Consider the following 18,357-nt stretch of genomic DNA (forward strand, 5'->3'; position numbering starts at 1 on the left):
CCGAACCCCCACCCGCGAGGACGAAGAAGCGCCGCCGAGCAGCCAGCCCGGCGGCGCTACACCCTGCCCACTTGACAGAAACCCCTACATATCAGTCCAGGAAGATGTCGGGGAACAGCGCCTCGTCGGGGGTACCGGGAACCGCGGCGTAGCCGGAGAAGTCGGTGACGCCGGAGGCCTCGAGCACGTCCTCGACGATGAGCGTCTGCCCGGTGTACTCACGCGAAGGCCGGGTGAAGACCTCGTACGCGGCGTCGGCGTAGATCTCGGGGGTGCGGCTGACCTTCATCATGCGGTCGCCGCCGAGTGCGAACTTCACGGCCGCCGTGGCGATCGTGGTGCGCGGCCACAGCGTGTTCGCGGCGATCCCCGCTTCGGCGAACTCCGCCGCCATCCCCAGTGTGACCATCGTCATGCCGTACTTCGCGAGCGTGTAGCCGGTGTGCCCGCCGAGCCACTTCGGCGACAGGTTGAGCGGCGGCGAGAGCGACAGGATGTGCGGGTTCGCAGCATCCTTCAGGATCGGCACCGCGGCTCGCGAGAGCATGAACGTGCCGCGCACGTTGACGTCCTGCATGAGGTCGTACTTCTTGGCGTCGAGGTCGAGCGAGCGCGACAGGTCGATGACCGACGCGTTGTTCACGACGATGTCGATGCCGCCGAACTCGCCCTGCGTCTTGAGCACGGCCTCGGTGACGTCGTCGTCGTTGCGCACGTCGCCGACGATCGGCAGCGCGTTGCCACCGGCGGCGCGGATCTCGTCGGCCGCCGAGTGGACGGTGCCCTCGAGCTTCGGGTGAGGGGTGTCGGTCTTCGCCAGCAGGGCGATGTTCGCACCGTCGCGCGCCGCGCGCAGCGCGATCGCGAGGCCGATGCCGCGGCTGCCGCCCGACATCAGGATGGTCTTGCCGGCGAGGGGCTTGTCGCTCATCTCGGGATCTCCTCGGTCTGGAAGTCAGGAACGGGACTTGGCGGATGCCGCGGCGAAGGCCGCGACGCGCGCCTTGGCCTCGTCGGTGTCGAAGCGGGCGCCGATGGACCGGGCTTCGTCGTCGAGGTTCTCGGCGAACGAGCGCCCGGCTCCGGTGCGGACGAGGCGCTTGGCCTGCCCGAAGGCACCGGCGGCGTTGTCGAGCCAGAACCGCGCCACCGCTTCGGCGCGCGCCGCGACGTCGGCGGCCGGGACGACCTCGGTCACGAGGCCCCAGTCGAGGGCGGTCGGGGCGTCGATGGTGAGGTCCTGCAGCAGGAGCTGCAGCGCTCGCCGCTGCCCGACCGCAGCCGGCAGCAGCGTCGAGACGCCGAGGTCGGGGGTGAGCCCGATGTTGGCGTACTTGCTGACGAACTTCGAGTGCTCCGACGCGACGATGTAGTCGGCGGCGAGCATCAAGCCCAGACCTCCGCCGGCCACGGCGCCCTGCACAGCGGCGACGATGGGCGTGTCGGACTCGACGAACGTGCGGATGCCGTCGTGGATCGTGTGGGCCGCTCCGGTCACGTCGGCGCCGGAGGCTCCGGAGGTCGCCATCTCGATGACGTCGCCGCCGGCGCAGAAGGCCGGGCCCGCAGCATCCAGGATGATGGCCCCCACCGACGCGTCGGAGGTGAGCTCGTGCGCGACGTCGCGCCAGCGCGCGCCCATCTCGAAGCCCATGGCGTTGAGGAACGCCGGCCGGTTGAGGGTCACGCGCGCGAGGGCGCCGTCGCGCGTGACGAGGATCGAGTCGCTCATGCGGTCTCCTTACTTCGGGGCCATGCGAATGGCGCCGTCGAGGCGGATGGTCTCGCCGTTGAGGTAGCCGTTGTCGACGATCGACATCACCAGGCGGGCGTACTCGTCGGGCTTTCCGAGGCGCTGCGGGTACGGCACCTGCTCGCCGAGGGAGTCCTGCGCGGCCTGCGGCAGGCCCATCAGCATGGGGGTCTCCATGATGCCGGGCGCGATCGTCACGACGCGGATGCCGTAGCGCGCGAGCTCACGGGCGATCGGCAGGGTCATGGCGTGCACGCCGCCCTTCGACGCCGAGTACGCGGGCTGGCCGATCTGGCCGTCGAACGCGGCGACGCTGGCCGTGTTGACGATGACGCCACGGTCGCCGTCGGCGGTGGGCTCGGTCTTCGCGATGACGGCGGAGGCCTGCGAGATGACGTTGTACGTGCCGATGAGGTTCACGCGGATGATGCGCTCGAAGCCCTCCAGCGGCGACGGGTCGCCCTCGCGGTCGAGCACCTTGGCGGGCGGGGCGATCCCTGCGCAGTTCACGACGACGCGGAGGGGACCGGATGCTGCGGCTGTGGTGACGGCGGCCGCCACCTGCTCCGGGCTCGTGACGTCGGCCGGCGCGAACGATCCCCCGAGCTCTGCGGCGAGGTCGGCGCCCGCCGAGGTCGGCAGGTCGACGATCGTGACGGTCGCACCCGCGGCGGTGAGCCGCCGGGCCGTGGCGAGGCCGAGTCCGCTCGCGCCACCGGTGACGAGTGCGGCGGTGCCCGTGAGGTCCATGGATTCTCCTTCGAAGTCCGGATTCTGCGGAACCGCGTATCAGCATACGCGGGACTGAGTCCCATCGCTCACCGGCCGGCGACGCGACGGAACCCAGGCTAACGGGCCGTCGTGAAGACCGTCACGGTCCGATCTGCGGGCCGATGCGCGTCAGCGCCGAGATGCGATCGATGAGCTCGGCGGGCCGCGCCAGGAGCAGACGCGCTTCACCACGGGCGGTCAGGTACTCGACCAGCCGGGTGGTCGCCTGCGCGTCGCCTCGGCGGTAGCCCGAGAGGTAGTGCTGGGTGGCGCGCCATTCGAGGCGCTGCCCGTCGAGAGTGGTGATCACGACGAGGAAGGTGGGGGTCTCGGCCGCGTCGCCGGCCTCCAGGCCGCCCGCCACGCCGCCGAGCAGCGCCGCCGCCATGTCGGAGACGGCGGGATACGGCCACCAGGTCGCCGGCGGATCCACCGTCACCGAGTGCACCTGGGCCCACGGCACGAACTGCGACCGCGGATCGCCGACGTGGCGCGAGAGCCCGTCGGGCGAGAGCCGCACGTGCCGCGCCGCGGTGTCGCCGATCGCGACCGCGGGCTCGTCGCCCTCGAGCGCCGTGAGAGGTCCTCGGCGGCGGGTGGCGCGCGTGGTGGGCATGCTCCCATCCCACCATGCCGGTGGCGCACCGCGAGGCAGGCGGGTTGGATGGGCGCATGGAGATCCGGCTGAAGCGCGTCTATGACGACCCCGCCCAGGGCGACGGCTTCCGCGTGCTGGTCGACCGTCTGTGGCCGCGTGGCCTCTCGAAGGAGCGCGCGGCGCTCGACCTGTGGGCGAAGGAGGTCGCGCCCTCCACCGAGCTGCGCAAGGCCTTCCACCACGACGACATGTCGTGGCCTGACTTCGAGGCCGCATACCGTGCCGAGCTCGACGGACCGACCCGCACCGCCGTCGCCTCGCTGCGGGAGGAGCTCGCTCCGCACCCCGTCGTGACGCTGCTGCACGCCGTCCACGACGACACCCACAACCACGCGCTCATCCTCCGTGAGGAGCTCGAAGGCTGATCCCCGGCAGGATGGGAGCGTGTCGATCCCCGCCGAAGACATCGAAGTCCCCGAACGCGTGCGGGTGCTCGCGCGCGGCGCGGAGCTCACGCCCGTCTGGCTCAACGAGCTCGGCGGCACGACGTTCCGGACTGACGACGGCAGGTACCTCAAGTACGGCCCGCGCAACGCCGAGACGTCGTTCGCGGGCGAGGCGGAGCGGCTGCGGTGGGCAGCGCGGTACACCGCCGTCCCGCGAGTGCTCGAGGCCGGAGGCGACGGCTCCCACGAATGGATCGTGACGGCGGCGCTCCCGGGCCTGTCGGCGGTGGACCCGCGATGGATCCCTGATCCTGCGACCGCCGTCCGTGCGGTCGGCGAGGGTCTGCGCGCGCTCCACGACGCTCTGCCTGTCGACGGCTGCCCCTTCGACTGGGGCGTGCCCGAGCGGATCGCGAACGCGCGGGGGCGCGGCATCCGTGTTCCCGATGAGTTCCGCGATGCGCCGCCGATCGACCGGCTCGTCGTGTGCCATGGCGACGCGTGCTGCCCGAACACGCTGATCGGCGACGACGGCCGCTGGAGCGGGCACGTCGACCTCGGGGCGCTGGGTGTCGCCGACCGCTGGGCCGACATCGCCGTGGCGTCGATGTCGACGGCGTGGAACTATGGCGAGGGATGGGAGGACGCCCTCATCGAGGCGTACGGGATCGAGCCCGATCGCGAGCGCCTGTCGTACTACCGGGAGCTGTGGAACGCGACATGACCGAGATCACCGGGAACGTGTGTGACATCGACGGCAAGCCGAACCTCGTGATCCTCCGGCGCTTCCGAGCGTCGGCCGACGAGGTGTGGCGCGAGCTCACCGAGTCCGCACGGCTCGAGCGGTGGATCGGCCGCTGGGAGGGCGATCCCGCGACCGGGCACATCACGTTCTTCATGACGGCGGAGGATCCGGATGCCTCGGGCGAGGAGTACACGATCCTCGAGTGCGACCGCCCGCGGCGGTTCGCCGGCGACACGTCGGCCGGGTCGGGTGCGTGGCACCTGTGGTTCGAGCTGGCCCCGGACGAGCACGGCGACACCGTGCTCACGTTCGGCCAGCGCCTCAACCCCGAGGACGAGGTCGGCTCGATCGGCCCGGGCTGGGAGTACTACCTCGACCGGCTGGTCGCGGCGCAGGCAGGCGTCGCCGTCGACACCGTGAACTGGGACGACTACTTCCCCGCGCTGCAGCCCGGCTACGAGCGGCTGGTCGCCGGCGGCTGATCCTGGCGGCGCTCAGGACCAGACGAACCGGAACGTGCCCGCCGCCACGGCGGCGCCGATCGCGAGCGCCATGATCACGGTGCCGCCCAGCAGCGCCACGGCGTCACGGGGGTGCAGGCGCGACGGCCGCGCCCACGTGCGCGGGATGCCCGAGCCGAAGCCGCGCGCCTCCATCGCCATCGCGAGCTTCGTGCCGCGGCGCACCGCGAACACGAGCAGCACGAAGGCCATCGAGAAGAAGCGGCGGACGGCTCCGCTGTCGCCGACGCCCCGCGCCCGGCGGGCGAGGCCCATGCTGCGCCAGTCGTCGAGGAAGAGCCCGAGCGTACGGGTGCCGGCGAGCACGCCGAGCACGAAGCGCGACGGCAGCTTCGCGACCTGGGCGAGCGCGTCGGCGAGCTCGGTCGGGTCGGTGCGGCCGAACAGCAGGATCGTCGGCAGGGCGAGGGCGAGCACGCGCACGCACACCGCGATCGCCAGGGCGATGGAGTCGTCGCTGATCGTCGCGTACCAGAACGACCAGTAGACGGTGCCGCCGGGCTCCGCGTACAGCAGCATGCTGAGGCCCGCGACCGGCGCGAAGACGAGGATGGGCAGCATCCGTTTCAGCACCGTCGAGGCGGCCAGCCCCGTCAGCGGGACGCACCCGAGCTGGAGCACGATCGCGACGAGGGCGCTGGTGGCGTCGATGGACGCGAAGAGGGGCACCGACAGCAGCAGCGCGAGCACGATCTTGGTCACCGGATTCACCCCGTCGAGCCAGGCGCGGGGCGCTGCCTCGACGTCGGCGGTGCGCGCGTCGACGGCGGTCACGATCCCACCCCCGCCGGAACAGGCGCGCCGAGCTCGATGCGGTGGCCGCCGAGGTGCCGCAGCACGTCCTCGTCGTGGGTGACGGCGACGACCGTCGTGCCGGCGGCGATCTCGGACTGCAGCAGCTGAACGAGCTCGATCCAGCCGCGGCGGTCCTGGCCGAAGGTCGGTTCGTCGAGCACGATCACCGGGGGCGCGTCGGCGAGCACGGTCGCGACCGAGAGCCGGCGCTTCTGCCCGCCCGACAGCGTGAACGGGTTCGCGGCGGCGAGCGGCGCGAGGTGCAGCCGCTCGAGCAGCTCGTCGACGATCTGGTCGACGGCGGCAGGGGCGACGCCGCGCGAACGCGGCCCGATCGCGAGCTCGTCACGCACGGTCGAGGCGAGGAACTGGTGCTCGGGCTCCTGGAACACCGTGCCGATGCGCGTGAGCAGCTCGCGCGACGTCCACTTCGAGGGGCGCCGGCCGGAGCGGCCCGCGAGTTCCGGCGCGGACTCGACGCGGCCCGCCGCCTCAGGCAGCAGCCCCGCGAGCGTCAGGGCGAGCGTCGACTTGCCGGCGCCGTTCGGCCCGGTGATCACGGTCGCGGCCGCGCGCGGCACGGCGAGGTCGAGCCCCGCGCGCACGATCGTGCGGCCGTCACGGGAGATCGAGAGAGCGGATGCCGCGACCGCCGTCGGCGCGTCGGCCCGGGTGGAAGCGAGGACCGGCAGATCGACCGGGTGGCCCGGCACCCACACGCCGGCCGCTGCGAGCGTGGCGCCGTGGCGCGCGAACACCTCGGCGGGCGTGCCGTCGGCGAGGAGGCCGCCGTCGGCCCCGACCACGATGACGCGGTCCATGAGATCGGCCCACACCGCGGTGCGATGCTCGATCACGACGAGCGTCGCGCCGGTGTCGCGCACCACACGCTCGACCGCGTCGCGCACCTCGCGGACGCCGTCCGGGTCGAGGTTGGCGGTGGGCTCGTCGAGCAGGAGCACCCCGGGCCGCATCGCCAGCACCCCGGCGAGGGCGAGGCGCTGCTTCTGTCCCCCGGAGAGCGCCTTGGTCGGCCGGGTCAGCGGAACGTCGAGCCCGACGGCATCCAGCGCCTCTACGACCCGAGCGGGGATCCGGGCGGCCGGAACACCGAGGTTCTCGCAGCCGAACGCCACGTCGTCGCCCACCTTCGAGAGCACGACGCCGGCGTCGGGGTCCTGCAACACGAGCCCGACGCGACCGCGGTGAGCCTCGGCGCGCTCGCCGTCGATGAGGAGCGTGCCGGTCTCGTCCCCCTCGTCGGCGCCGCCGAGGAGACCTGCCATGCCGGCGAGGAGCGTCGACTTGCCCGCGCCGGATGCGCCGAGCAGGAGCACGCGCTCCCCGGGCTCGATCGTGAACGAGACGTCGTGGACGGCAGCGGCCCGGCGGCCGCCGTAGCGCCACCCCCAGCCCGCCGCGGTGATGCGGGCGGGGCGGGTCGCCGTCACGTCAGACCTCGCGGCGCGCTTCGCGTCCGACGGCGAAGCGGTTGAGGGCACCGGTCGCGGCCAGCCCGCGCACCGCGATCCAGCCGACGAGGCCCGCGAGCAGCGCGCCCGAGACCGCCAGCGACACCAGGTAGATCACGTTGAACTCGAGGGTCTTCAGGATGTTCGGCGAGCTGCCGTAGAACAGCTCGAACACCCACGCGCCCACCGCGGCGCCGACACCGGCGAGCATCGCGACGGGCAGCGTGAAGCGGCGGTAGAGGAAGATCGCGAACACGAGCTCGGCGCCGAGGCCCTGCACGATGCCCGAGAAGAGCGTCGAGACGCCCCACACGTTGCCGATGAGCATCGACACGAGCGCGGCGATCACCTCGACGAGCAGCGCGGCGCCCGGCTTGCGGATGACGAGGCCGCCGATGACGCCGCCGATGAGCCAGATGCCGACGGCGATGCCGCCGAGGCCGGGGGTGAGGCCGTCCATGGCGACGAACCAGGTGCCGCCGATGGTGTTCCAGGCCCAGAAGACCAGGCCGATCGCGACGCCGAGCACCGCGGCGACGACGATGTCGACGACCCGCCAACGCAGGCTCCGCGGGGCCTTCGAGTGAGCCGCAACGGGGGTGGATGCGGACGTGGACGCGTGCATATTTGCTCCTCCCTGCGCCGGCATGATCCGGATCAGGTTCGACGGTCGAAGCGTGGATCGCTTCCTCTCAGCCCGGCTCACCGGACTCCCGTGGTGTTGGCGACGAGTATACCGCCGGTTCAGCAGGTATTTTGGGGGGGTGACTTCGGACGACACCCCTGCACGCACGCGTCGCGCGCGACGCGCGCAGACCGGTGCCGTCCCGGTTTCAGGTTCCGAAGACGCGCCCGACGGCGGCATCCTCACGATCCAGACAGGTGAGACGGATGCTGTCTACCCGCCGTCGAGCACCGCTCCGGTGGACGTGACCGCGGTCGCTCCGACGATCGCGACGGTGCCCGTCGCCGACGTGCCGTCGGTTGCGACGTGGAACCCCGCGGAGCTCGTCGAGCCGTCGGACTTCGCGCTTCGGACGATCACCACCGCGCCGACACCCACCGAGGTCGCCGGCGAACACACCGCGCTGGCCTGGGTCGACGAAACGGTCGTCGAGCACGGCGCCGCCCCCGCCGATCTGACCGCGGCCGCGACCCCGTACGTGGCGGTCGAGACCGACCTCCTCTCCGACGCCCCGCGCCGCTCCCCGTTCCGCGCCGCCGTCGTGGTGCCCACGCTCGCGATCGCGGCGGTCGTCGGCGCGTACGCGGCGACGACCCTGCTGTGGCCGCTCCACGCCGTCGCGCCCACCGTCACCGCGATGGAGGTGCAGCCGATCGCGGCGCCCGCCGCCGCGCCCGCGTGGCCTGCCGAGGGCAGCGCGGCCGAGGCGGTCGCCGGCATCCCCGGAACGCTCGCCTCCACGGCCGACCCCGACGCGATCGCCAGCATCACCAAGATCGTGACCGCGCTGGTCGTGCTCGAGGAGATGCCGCTCGCCGTGGGCGAGCAGGGGCCGGAGTACCGCTTCACGTCGGCGGACCGCTCGCGCTACTGGCAGTACCGCGCAGGCGGCGAGTCCGCGCTCGACGTCCCCGTGGGAGGCTCCCTCACCGAGTACCAGATGCTCGAGGGCATGCTCATCGGCTCGGCGAACAACTACGCCGACCGGCTGGCCCAGGGCATCTGGCCCTCCGACGCCGTCTACGCCTCCGCCGCCAACTCCTGGCTCACCGCCCACGGTGTCCCCGGGATCACCGTCCGCGAACCCACCGGCATGGACCCGCGCAACGCCGCGAGTCCCGAGGCCCTCGTGACGCTCGCGCAGAAGGCGCTCGCCAACCCGGTCATCGCCGAGATCGTCGCGAAGCAGTCCGTCGACCTCCCGGGGGCCGGGCACGTCGAGAACACGAACGGCCTCCTCGCCGATCCGGGCGTGGTGGGCCTCAAGACCGGCACGCTGGACGCCTGGAACCTGCTCTCGGCGAAGGACGTCACGATCGGCGACAAGACCGTGCGCCTCTACGCGTCGGTGCTGGGTCAGCCGAACGACGAGGCCCGACTCGCCGCGTCCCGCGCGCTGTATGCGCAGATGGAGGCGGAGCTGCAGCCCAAGCCCTCCGTGACGGCGAGCACCGTGGCCGGCCAGGTCGAGACGCTGTGGGGCGACAAGGTCGACATCGTCACGTCCGGAGACGCCTCGGTGATCCTCTGGAACGGCGGCAGCGGCACCGTCGCGACCACCTACGACCTCGGGGACAGCCGCGACGCCGGCGATGTCGTCGGCTCGCTCAGCGTGACCGGACCGCTCGACGCCACCACCGTCGACCTGAAGCTCGCTGCCGAGATCACCGATCCGTCGCCGTGGTGGCGCCTCACGCACCCGCTGGACCTCTTCGGCCTCAACGGCTGAGCCGCCACAGAGACCCGCTCAGGCGGACGGGTGCCCGACGACGCCCTTGCGCAGCAGCGCGTTGCCGTATTTGCGCGTCTCGCCGGTGCGCACGATGACGTACGCGGTCTTCGCGAGCTCGTAGTACTCGAACCGGTCGACGTAACGCGGATCGTCGACGCCCGCCGCGGCGGCGAGCTCGCGCTGCACGTGGAGCACCTCGCCGTCGGCCGACGCCATGAGATCCAGCGCGGGTGCGTCGTCGAGCGGCACCACGCTGCGCACGGCCGCCAGCACCTCGGGCGTCGTCGTTCCCGGCAGATCGATGACGCGTGCACCGATGGCCCACGCCGGGAAGTGCGCGTCGGCGATCACGACCGCGTCGGAGTGGCCCATGCGGTCCAGGTGGAGCAGCAGCTCCCCGGTCAGCAGGGGGTTGATGCCCTCGAGCATGAGGATCCCTTCGTCAGCGGATGAGGCCGTCGGCGGCCAGATCGTCCCACAGAGCGGCGGGGATGTCGATCGCCATGAGCTCGGCGTTCCGGCGCAGCTGCTCGGGACGGCTGCCGCCCACGACGACCGAGCGCACCGCGGTGTCGCGCAGTGCGAACTGCACCGCCGCGGCGGGCAGCGGCACGTCGTGCGCGCGGCACACGGCGAGGATCGCCCGCAGACGCTCCCACAGCGGCTCCGGCATCCGTCCGTACTCGTACCGGTCGGAGCGCTCCGGCTCGTCCTTCGCGAGAAGTCCCGAGTTGAAGACGGATGCCGCCACCACCCCGGTCCCGCGCTCGTGACACGCGGGCAGCACGGCGTCCGCTGCGGGCTGCTCGAGCAGCGTGTAGCGCCCGGCGATCATGATGAGGTCGAGATCGGCGCTCTCGACGGCGGCGGCGAGCGCGTCGCTCACCATGGAGCCGATGCCGATCGCGTCGACCGCACCCTCGGCGCGCATCTGCTCGAGGGCCGGGAACCCCTCGCGCAGCGCGAGGTCGAGATCGTGGCGCTCGGGATCGTGCAGGTAGAGCACGTCGACGCGATCGAGACCGAGGCGCTCCAGGGATTCCTCGAGGCTCGCGCGGACGCCCGCCTCGGAGAAGGCCCACTCGCGACGCAGCGTCGTCGGCACATGGAAGTCGGCGGCGAGGTCGAGACCCCCGTCGTCATCGGGGTTGGGGCGGAGCAGACGCCCGGCCTTCGTCGAGATCACGAACTCGTCGCGCGGCTTGGTCTGTAGGAACGCGCCCAGGCGCCGCTCGGAGAGCCCCAGTCCGTAGTGGGGAGCGGTGTCGTAGTAGCGGATGCCGCTCTCCCACGCCGCGTCGAGGATGGCCCAGGCCTGGTCGTCGCTGAGCTCACGGAAGAGGTTGCCGACGTTCGCCGCGCCGTACCCGAGCCGCGTCAGCGCGGGGAGTTCAGGCCGCGGCTGGGCCCACGCGCCAGAGGCTCCGACCGACGCGCCAGCGGCGGTTGGAGGAGGCGTGGGGACCGTCGTCCCGAACTCGTACTCGGCGCGGCTGGCCGCCTTCATCTCCATACCGGTGCCGGGTGCCGTCGGTGCCACGTACACACCGCCGCGGACCTCGGTCGGCACGACGAAGTGCTCGTGGAGGTGGTCGACGTACTCGATCATGCGACCTTCGCGGGTGCCGGTGACGGCCACGAAGTCGAACATCGAGAGGTGCTGCACGGCCTCGCAGAGACCGACGCCGCCCGCGTGCGGGCACACCGGAATGCCGAACTTGGCGGCCAGCAGCAGGTTGGCGATGTTCTCGTTGACGCCGCCGACACGCGCCGCGTCGATCTGCATGACCGAGATCGCGCCGGCCTGCAGCAGCTGCTTGAAGATCACGCGGTTCTGCGCGTGCTCCCCCGTCGCCACGCGCACCGGCGCGATGCCGCGTGCGATCTCGGCGTGACCGAGCACGTCATCGGGGCTCGTGGGCTCTTCGATCCACGCGGGCTCGAACTCGGCGAGCGCATTCACCCATACGATCGCCTCGGACACCTCCCAGCGCTGGTTGGCGTCGATCGCGATCGGGAAGCCCTCGCCGCAGACCTCCCGCGCGACGCGGAGGCGACGGATGTCGTCATCGAGGTCGGCGCCGACCTTGAGCTTGATCTGGCCGAAGCCGTCGGCGATCGCCTCCCGGCACAGGCGCGCGAGCTTCTCGTCCGAGTAGCCCAGCCAGCCGGGGCTCGTCGTGTACGCGGGGTATCCGGTGGCGAGCAGCTCCTGCTCGCGCTCGGCCCGACCGGGCTCGGCGTCGCGGAGGATCTGCAGCGCGTCCTCGGGCGTGAGGGCGTTCGTGAGGTAGCGGAAGTCGACAAGCGCGACGAGCTCCTCGGGGCTCATGCGCGACAGCAGCTGCCACAGCGGGAGTCCGGCGCGCTTGGCCTTGATGTCCCACAGCGCGTTGACGACCGCGCCGATCGCCATGTGCATGACGCCCTTCTCGGGGCCGAGCCAGCGCAGCTGCGAGTCGCCGATCAGCTCGCGGTTGATCGCACCCATGTCGTCGAGAAGGGGCTCGAGCTCGCGACCCACGAGGTGCGCGGCGAGCGCGTCGAGCGCGGCGACCTGGACGTCATTGCCACGTCCGATCGTGAACACGAAGGCGTGTCCCGAGACTCGGTCCGCAGCATCCGTCACGATACGGAGGTAGGCAGCCGAGTAGTCGGGATCGGGGTTCATCGCGTCCGAGCCGTCGAGGCTCAGCGACGTGGGGAATCGGATGTCTGTCGTCTCGAAGGCGACGATGCGGCTCACGGGGCGTTCTCCAGCGGTTCGCGGTTCGCGGTTCGGGGAGTCGAACCGCTCGAAGTGTAAACATCGGATGTCTATACTGTCAATCACGCCCGCGGGCCGCGGCGGCACCGACGCCGCCCCGCATCGAGAAATCCAGGAGAACCATGAAGTTCGCGCGCCTCGGCGAGTCCGGCAGCGAGATCCCCGTCGTCATCGACGGCGACCGTCACCTCGATCTGCGTCCGCTCACATCCGATGTCGACGGGCGATTCCTCGCCGAGGACCCCGTCGGCCGCACCTCCGCCGCGATCGCCGAAGGGCTCCTCCCGGAGCTCGAGGGCGCCGCCGATCTGCGCATCGGCGCCCCGATCGCCCGTCCGAGCGCGGTCATCTGCATCGGCCAGAACTATGCCGCGCACGCGCGCGAGTCCGGTGCGGAGCCGCCGACCGTGCCGATCATCTTCCTCAAGACGCCGAACACCGTCGTCGGACCGAACGACGCCGTGACGATCCCCCGCGGCAGCGAGAAGACCGACTGGGAGGTCGAGCTCGGCGTCGTGATCGGCCGCCGCACCGCGTACCTCGACAGCCCCGACGAGGCCGACGCGCACATCGCCGGCTACGTCGTCGCCAACGACGTCTCGGAGCGCACCTTCCAGATGGAGATCTCGGGCGGGCAGTGGTCGAAGGGCAAGATCGCGCACGGCTTCAACCCGACGGGCCCGTGGCTGGTCACGGCCGACGAGGTCGACGCCCAGAACCTCGGCCTGAGGAGCTTCGTCAACGGCGAGCCCCGCCAGGACTCGAACACGAGCGACATGATCTTCGACGTGCGGGCCATCGTGCACCACCTCTCGCAGTTCGTCACCCTCGAGCCCGGCGACCTGATCCTCACCGGCACGCCGCAGGGCGTGGCGTTCGGCGGGAAGTTCCCGTATCTGAAGGCCGGCGACGTCGTCGACATCGAGATCGACGGTCTCGGTGCGCAGCGCCAGGAGTTCGTGGCATGGGAGGCCGCGCGATGAGCGGGCAGCAGCTGGACGGCCTCGTCGCCGTCGTCACCGGAGGTGCGTCGGGCATCGGCGCCGCGATCGCGACCGCACTCGCGGACGAGGGCGCCGAGGTCGCGGTGCTCGACCTCGATCCGTCCGGCGCAGACCCGCGGTTCGCGGCGTTCGCCGCGGACGTGTCGGACCGCGCCGCGGTCGACCGGGCGATCGCCGGGGTCGGCGAGCGGTTCGGGCGCATCGACATCCTCGTGAACAACGCGGGGATCGGCGCCCAGGGCGACATCGCGGCGAACGACGACGCCGAGTGGGCGCGCGTGCTCTCCATCAACGTCACCGGCATCGCGCGCGTCACGGCGGCGGCGCTGCCGTGGCTGCGGACCTCGCCGTCCGCCGCGATCTGCAACACGTCGTCGATCGCGGCGACCGCCGGCCTGCCGCAGCGCGCGCTGTACAGCGCCTCGAAGGGCGCCGTCCTCTCGCTCACCCGTGCGATGGCCGCCGACCACCTGCGCGAGGGCATCCGCGTCAACGCCGTCAATCCCGGCACCGCCGACACCCCGTGGATCGGCCGTCTGCTCGCGAGCGCTCCCGACCCCGTCGCCGAGCGCGCCGCGCTGGAGGCCCGCCAGCCCCACGGCCGTCTGGTGTCGGCCGCCGAGGTCGCCGGCGCCGTGCTGTACCTGGTGAGCCCGTCGTCGGGCTCGACGACCGGCACCTACATCGAGGTCGACGGCGGCATGTCGCCGCTCCGGCTCCGCCCGGCCGGCTCCTGACGCGGTCCCGCTCCGGGGCGTCGGGGCGTCTCCCCCACCCCGGCAGCCGTCCAACAGGTCAACCGGGCTTCCACAGGACCGATTCCACGCTGAAGCTCCTGCAGAACCCCGGTTGACCTGTTGCTCGAGGGGGCGGGCGGCGCGGGAGGCCTCGCACCCGCGTCGGTGAAGACGGGAGCGCGATGGATGGATGCTGCTACCCGAGGCGGTAGAACCGCTCCGCGTTCTCGGCGAGCACCGCCTTCCGGTGGCGCTCGCCGACGCGGTCCTCCAGCCACGACGTCACCGTGTCGAGCCAGCGCCCGTACTGACCCGATACCGGCCAGTCGCTGCCGAACAGCAGGCGGTCAGGGCCGAAGGCATCGAGCGCCACGTCGAGGAACGGCCGCATCTGGGCCTCGGTCCACTCACCGGGAGACTCCGCCGGCAGGCCCGAGAGCTTGCACACCACGTTCGGGCGCCGGGCCAGGTCGCGCAGCGACTCCGCCCACGGCGTGCCGTCGGCGGGGTCGGCGTCGTCCGGCGACCCCACCTCGGGCTTGCCGAGGTGGTCGAGCACGATGGCGAGGTCGGGCAGCGCGTCGGCGAAGGCCACGAGATCGGGCAGCTGCGTCCAGCGCACGCCGGCATCGAAGGTGAGCCCGGCGGCTGCCACGGCCTGCGCGCCGCGGAGGAACCCGGGCCGCAGCCCGAATCCGTCCGGCTCGGACTGCAGCAGCCGCCGCACCCCGACCACGAGCGGACGCTCCGCGAACGCCGCGAGATGCTCTTCGGTGGCGCCGGGATCCTCGAGGGGCGCGCGCGCCACGATGCCCCGCACCGGTACACGGTGCGTGAGCGATGCGACCCAGTCGACCTCGGCGATCGACTGCTCCGGAGCGCACTCCGCCTGCACGAACACGAACCCGCAGTCCGCCTCGGGAGCCTCCTGCAGGGCGACGTCGAGCTCGTCCGGTCCGAAAGATCGGAGCAGAGGCCCTTCGAGCCACTCGTAGGTCAGGACCTCCCGGTCCCAGAGATGCAGGTGTCCGTCCACGACTCGCATGCCACCATCATGCCGTCGACGCGCGGTGGTCACAGCATCCATTCGTTCGTGACATCGGATGTCTAGGATGGGCCCGTGGCCGTCACCGACGAAGCGATCGAGAAGATCAAGGACATGATCGTCCGCGGCGAGCTGGCGCCGGGATCGCGCCTGCCTCCCGAGAAGGACCTCGCCGAGCGCCTGGGCCTCTCGCGCAACTCGATGCGCGAGGCCGTCAAGGCGCTCGAGGTCATCCGCGTGCTCGACGTGCGGCGCGGCGACGGCACGTACGTCACGAGCCTCGAGCCGAAGCTGCTGCTCGAGGCGATCTCGTTCGTCGTCGACCTGCACGACGACGACTCGCTGCTCGAGATCTTCGCGGTTCGTCGCGTCCTCGAGTCCCACGCGACAGGGCTCGCGGCCCAGCGTGCGGACGACGACGACGTGGCGGGATTGGATGCCGAGATCCGCGGTGTCGCGACCGACACCGACATCGAGACCCTGGTCGAGCACGACGTGCGCTTCCACAGCGCGATCGCGCGGCTCGCGGGCAACGACTACCTGGCGAGCCTGCTCGAGAGCCTCACCAGCCAGACCGTGCGTGCCCGCGTGTGGCGAGGGCTCACCCAGGCGGGCGCGGTCGAGCGCACGCTCGCCGAGCACCGCGCGATCCTCGACGCGATCGCCGACCACGACATCGAGCTCGCCACCTCGGTGGCCCAGGTGCACATCTCGGGCATCGAGCGCTGGCTGCGCCAGGCACGCGACGCCTGAGCCCCGACGCGACGCCGGGCGGCAGCATCCGTCCACTGCACGTGATGTCACCGAGATCACCCGTTGTGCACGCGCACGACGGGTGCGCTCGGTGAGAGCACACGATGTGAACGGCCGCGACGCCGGCCGCGGGCTCTACGCGAAGCGCACGGTCTGCTGCAGGCGCGTGCGGTAGTCGAACACCTCGTTGCCGCCGACGTCGCGGGCGCCGGTGATGCCGCGACGCAGCACCGTGGCCAGGGCGCTGCGCGAGACGACCGCGACGCGCACGCCGCGCACGCGGCCGATCTCGTCGATCGGGGTGAGGACGTCCTCGTCGGGGAGGACGACGATCGCGCCGCTGAACCGCACGCCGGCGGCGCGCGCGATCACCCGCATGCGCGAGAGCAGCTCGGCGAGCGGGGCGCCGGGAACGCCGTCCCCGACGAACTCGCCGCGGCGGATGCGCACCGGGCCGCCGAAATCCTCCGACAGCACGCCGTACAGGCCGCTCGGGCCGAGCACGATGTGGTCGATCTTCGCGTCGGGGTCGGTCCCGCGCCCGGCCGCGGCCACGTCGTGCCACACGGTGTACCCCATGCCGAGGTCGGCCACGATGCGGGCCGTCGCCTCCTCGGCGAGCGCGTCGGCCAGGAGGCGACGCAGCGCCACCGGGGCCGAGCGCACGAGCGCCGGGTCGTACGGGTCCTCGAGCGTGACGCCGCGGCCGGCCCACTCGCGGATCAGCGTGAGGTAGCGCTCGCGGCGCCAGCCGCCGGGGTGTCCGTAGGAGCGGGCGCGCGGCCGCGTGTCGGTGCGCGCCGCGGGAGGTCGCCAGCCCGACCACTCCGGAGCCGCCGCCTCGCCGAAGCCGTGCCCGCGGTCGTAGGCCGCGCGGGCCTCCGGTGTGCCGACGAGCTCCCACGCCCGCTGCACCTGGATGAACACCGCCGCGTCGCCGCCGGTGTCGGGGTGCGTCTGCCGAAGCCGCAGGCGATAGGCCTTGCGGAGGGTCTCCTCGTCGACCTCGGGGGCGACCGCGAGCACCTCGTACGCCGACGCCGAGAGCGGACTGTCGAACACGTGCCCTCCCCCGGGACTGCGATGACGGATGCTGCGCGCCGCTGCCTGCGGCGGGACTCAGGTTACGTCACGCCGGGGTATCCGGGCGCCGCTCGTTGCGGCGCGCATACGCGGCGGCGCTGCGGCTCGACAGGGCGAGCAACAGCAGGATGTCGATGCTCAGCGACAGGAACGTCCCTTGGATCTCGATCTCCTGGCCCTGCGCCCACCACGCGGTGAACGACGTGCTGATCGACAGCACGGCGATGAACATGACGAACACGCGCGCCCAGTTGTAGCCGCGGAAGACGAAGAACGCGAGCGCGAGGTCGATGAGGAGCACGGTCGCCCCGGTGCCGATCACGAGCCACAGCGCGGCCTGCTTCCCTTCCGGCGTCGGGTCGAAGCCCTCGAGCACGGAGTCGGGATCGGAGAGGATCGCGTCCCATCCGGTCGCGATGCTGACGAGCACCACGACGCCGGCGAGCACCCGCAGCACGATGAGCAGAACGCCTGCCACCGTCGAGATCGGGCGCTTCATCTCCGGGTCGAAGCGCGGCGGCTTGAGGAGTCGCTTGGCCGGTTCGTATGCGGGCCGCTTGTGCGGCGCGGGCAGCTCGGCGGTCATGCCGGCACCTCCCCCGCGCTCTCCGCGCTCTCGTCGCTCGGCTCGACCGCGCGCACGTCCACAATGGGCAGGTCGCCGTCGGTGCGGATGCTGTCGCCGCCGCCGTTGCGGGCGTGATAGCCGGTGGCGAAGTCGGGGATGACGTCCACGGTGACGCGGGAATCGGCATCCGTCACCGTCTGGACGATGTGGTCGCGCTCGACGTCGGTGTCGGCGTCGATGCGGTGGGTGACCTGCAGTGTGAACAGCGACAGCCCGACGCTGGTGTCGAACGTGCCGGCGGCGAGCCAGTCGACGCGGCGCCCGCCCGGGAGCAGCCAGTCGTCGGGACAGCGCCAGAATCGCACGTGGTGGCGCTGGGCGGGGTTCCCGTCGACCTCCTGCTGGTAGGCGAAGTCCTGCTGGCGTCCGAAGAGGAAGAGCGGGCTGACCGGCGCTTCGTCGTAGCTGCGACGCGTGAGCGTCGACGTGATGATGCGCCACGACGAGCCGAGCGTCACCGGGTCGGCCTCGGTCCAGCCTGCGGCCTCGAGCGATGCGCGGATCTGGTCACCGGTGCCGTGGAACGCGAGGTTCACGGGGTCGCCGAGGAGTCCGTCACTCGTCCGGGTGCGGCCGATGAAGTAGTCCGGCACGTAGATCGTGGTGAGGATGCGGTGCAGCCGCGGCAGCACCAGATACGCGAGCAGCACCCAGAACGCGAGGAAGAACGGGATGCCCCACCACCCGACGTGGAACGTCTCGGTGAGGCTGAGATACGCGAGCCAGAGGGCGGCGAGCCCTGCGAAGACGAAGAAGAACCAGTCGATCGCGACGCCGATCGAGTAGCTCCTCCGCCGCCGGGTGCTCACGATCCCTCCTCGC

The 18,357-nt window shown here is 71.8% G+C and carries 20 protein-coding genes and 1 riboswitch; of the genes, 7 read left to right on the plus strand and 13 right to left on the minus strand.

Features of this window, described 5'->3' with window-relative positions; genetic code table 11:
* Positions 1–91 precede the first annotated feature (91 nt).
* The 4 genes from ACFVSU_RS09240 to ACFVSU_RS09255 form a co-directional block, all read right to left on the minus strand.
* Complete coding sequence (locus ACFVSU_RS09240; protein ID WP_387141337.1) at positions 92–931, minus strand: SDR family oxidoreductase; 840 nt, start codon at positions 929–931, stop codon at positions 92–94.
* A gap of 24 nt (positions 932–955) precedes the next feature.
* Positions 956–1,732, minus strand: coding sequence for an enoyl-CoA hydratase/isomerase family protein (locus tag ACFVSU_RS09245; protein WP_387141340.1), 777 nt, complete (start codon positions 1,730–1,732; stop codon positions 956–958).
* A 9-nt stretch (positions 1,733–1,741) separates the two neighbouring features.
* Positions 1,742–2,503 (minus strand): SDR family NAD(P)-dependent oxidoreductase, encoded by a 762-nt coding sequence (locus ACFVSU_RS09250; protein ID WP_387141343.1) that lies wholly within the window; start codon positions 2,501–2,503, stop codon positions 1,742–1,744.
* Positions 2,504–2,624: 121 nt separating this feature from the next.
* Positions 2,625–3,140: a hypothetical protein gene (locus tag ACFVSU_RS09255; protein WP_387141346.1), complete on the minus strand. Its 516-nt coding sequence runs from the start codon at positions 3,138–3,140 to the stop codon at positions 2,625–2,627.
* Between the two features lie 56 nt (positions 3,141–3,196).
* Here ACFVSU_RS09255 and ACFVSU_RS09260 point away from each other — a divergent pair, with 56 nt between their 5' ends.
* From ACFVSU_RS09260 to ACFVSU_RS09270, 3 genes are read left to right on the plus strand one after another with little or no spacing between them, the layout of a single operon-like run.
* Complete coding sequence (locus tag ACFVSU_RS09260) at positions 3,197–3,547, plus strand: DUF488 domain-containing protein (protein WP_387141349.1); 351 nt, start codon at positions 3,197–3,199, stop codon at positions 3,545–3,547.
* A gap of 19 nt (positions 3,548–3,566) precedes the next feature.
* The gene (locus ACFVSU_RS09265) at positions 3,567–4,292 is read left to right on the plus strand and encodes a phosphotransferase (protein ID WP_387141352.1); all 726 of its coding nucleotides are present in this window, start codon (positions 3,567–3,569) and stop codon (positions 4,290–4,292) included.
* Positions 4,289–4,795 carry an SRPBCC domain-containing protein gene (locus ACFVSU_RS09270; RefSeq protein WP_387141355.1) on the plus strand — a complete coding sequence of 169 codons (507 nt, stop codon included), beginning with the start codon at positions 4,289–4,291 and terminating at the stop codon, positions 4,793–4,795. Before ACFVSU_RS09265 ends, ACFVSU_RS09270 begins: the two co-directional genes overlap by 4 nt.
* 12 nt (positions 4,796–4,807) lie before the next feature.
* Here the strand turns inward: ACFVSU_RS09270 and ACFVSU_RS09275 are convergent, their stop codons facing one another.
* The 3 genes from ACFVSU_RS09275 to ACFVSU_RS09285 all read right to left on the minus strand — a co-directional run bounded on the left by ACFVSU_RS09275 (position 4,808) and on the right by ACFVSU_RS09285 (position 7,726).
* On the minus strand, positions 4,808–5,608 hold the full coding sequence (locus tag ACFVSU_RS09275) for an energy-coupling factor transporter transmembrane component T family protein (RefSeq protein WP_387141358.1): 801 nt from the start codon (positions 5,606–5,608) through the stop codon (positions 4,808–4,810).
* Positions 5,605–7,080, minus strand: a complete 1,476-nt coding sequence (locus tag ACFVSU_RS09280; RefSeq protein ID WP_387141361.1) for an ABC transporter ATP-binding protein — start codon at positions 7,078–7,080, stop codon at positions 5,605–5,607. The genes ACFVSU_RS09275 and ACFVSU_RS09280 overlap by 4 nt, the downstream gene beginning before the upstream one ends.
* A 1-nt stretch (position 7,081) precedes the next feature.
* Complete coding sequence (locus ACFVSU_RS09285; RefSeq protein ID WP_375870585.1) at positions 7,082–7,726, minus strand: ECF transporter S component; 645 nt, start codon at positions 7,724–7,726, stop codon at positions 7,082–7,084.
* Positions 7,719–7,828: riboswitch (TPP riboswitch) on the minus strand. It overlaps the preceding gene by 8 nt.
* Positions 7,829–7,865: 37 nt before the next feature.
* Here ACFVSU_RS09285 and ACFVSU_RS09290 point away from each other — a divergent pair.
* A complete protein-coding gene (locus ACFVSU_RS09290) occupies positions 7,866–9,515 on the plus strand; it encodes a D-alanyl-D-alanine carboxypeptidase family protein (RefSeq protein ID WP_387141364.1) in 1,650 nt (549 codons plus the stop codon).
* 18 nt (positions 9,516–9,533) lie between these two features.
* Here ACFVSU_RS09290 and ACFVSU_RS09295 read toward each other — a convergent pair whose 3' ends face one another.
* Together ACFVSU_RS09295 and ACFVSU_RS09300 are read right to left on the minus strand one after the other, a co-directional pair.
* A complete protein-coding gene (locus ACFVSU_RS09295; RefSeq protein WP_387141367.1) occupies positions 9,534–9,947 on the minus strand; it encodes an RbsD/FucU family protein in 414 nt (137 codons plus the stop codon).
* Positions 9,948–9,960: 13 nt separating this feature from the next.
* Complete coding sequence (locus tag ACFVSU_RS09300; RefSeq protein ID WP_387141370.1) at positions 9,961–12,264, minus strand: aldo/keto reductase; 2,304 nt, start codon at positions 12,262–12,264, stop codon at positions 9,961–9,963.
* Between the two features lie 143 nt (positions 12,265–12,407).
* On the opposite strand from ACFVSU_RS09300, the gene ACFVSU_RS09305 reads away from it, so the two are divergent.
* Both ACFVSU_RS09305 and ACFVSU_RS09310 read left to right on the plus strand, forming a co-directional pair.
* Positions 12,408–13,268 carry a fumarylacetoacetate hydrolase family protein gene (locus ACFVSU_RS09305; RefSeq protein WP_387141373.1) on the plus strand — a complete coding sequence of 287 codons (861 nt, stop codon included), beginning with the start codon at positions 12,408–12,410 and terminating at the stop codon, positions 13,266–13,268.
* Positions 13,265–14,026, plus strand: a complete 762-nt coding sequence (locus ACFVSU_RS09310; protein WP_387141376.1) for an SDR family NAD(P)-dependent oxidoreductase — start codon at positions 13,265–13,267, stop codon at positions 14,024–14,026. Before ACFVSU_RS09305 ends, ACFVSU_RS09310 begins: the two co-directional genes overlap by 4 nt.
* A gap of 196 nt (positions 14,027–14,222) precedes the next feature.
* Here the strand turns inward: ACFVSU_RS09310 and ACFVSU_RS09315 are convergent, their stop codons facing one another.
* Positions 14,223–15,071 carry an amidohydrolase family protein gene (locus ACFVSU_RS09315; protein ID WP_387141379.1) on the minus strand — a complete coding sequence of 283 codons (849 nt, stop codon included), beginning with the start codon at positions 15,069–15,071 and terminating at the stop codon, positions 14,223–14,225.
* Positions 15,072–15,146: 75 nt separating this feature from the next.
* On the opposite strand from ACFVSU_RS09315, the gene ACFVSU_RS09320 reads away from it, so the two are divergent.
* The gene (locus tag ACFVSU_RS09320) at positions 15,147–15,824 is read left to right on the plus strand and encodes a FadR/GntR family transcriptional regulator (RefSeq protein WP_375870577.1); all 678 of its coding nucleotides are present in this window, start codon (positions 15,147–15,149) and stop codon (positions 15,822–15,824) included.
* A gap of 135 nt (positions 15,825–15,959) precedes the next feature.
* On the opposite strand, the gene ACFVSU_RS09325 is transcribed toward ACFVSU_RS09320, so the two are convergent.
* The 3 genes from ACFVSU_RS09325 to ACFVSU_RS09335 form a co-directional block, all read right to left on the minus strand.
* The gene (locus tag ACFVSU_RS09325) at positions 15,960–16,886 is read right to left on the minus strand and encodes a DnaJ domain-containing protein (RefSeq protein ID WP_387141382.1); all 927 of its coding nucleotides are present in this window, start codon (positions 16,884–16,886) and stop codon (positions 15,960–15,962) included.
* Positions 16,887–16,953: 67 nt separating this feature from the next.
* Entirely contained in the window at positions 16,954–17,493 is a 540-nt protein-coding gene (locus ACFVSU_RS09330; RefSeq protein ID WP_387141385.1) for a hypothetical protein, read from the minus strand.
* On the minus strand, positions 17,490–18,344 hold the full coding sequence (locus ACFVSU_RS09335; protein WP_387141388.1) for an LssY C-terminal domain-containing protein: 855 nt from the start codon (positions 18,342–18,344) through the stop codon (positions 17,490–17,492). Before ACFVSU_RS09335 ends, ACFVSU_RS09330 begins: the two co-directional genes overlap by 4 nt.
* Positions 18,345–18,357 lie beyond the last annotated feature (13 nt).

Origin of the sequence: Microbacterium sp. NPDC058062, assembly GCF_042885375.1 — a bacterium.
GTDB classification, from domain to species: Bacteria; Actinomycetota; Actinomycetes; order Actinomycetales; family Microbacteriaceae; genus Microbacterium; species Microbacterium trichothecenolyticum_C.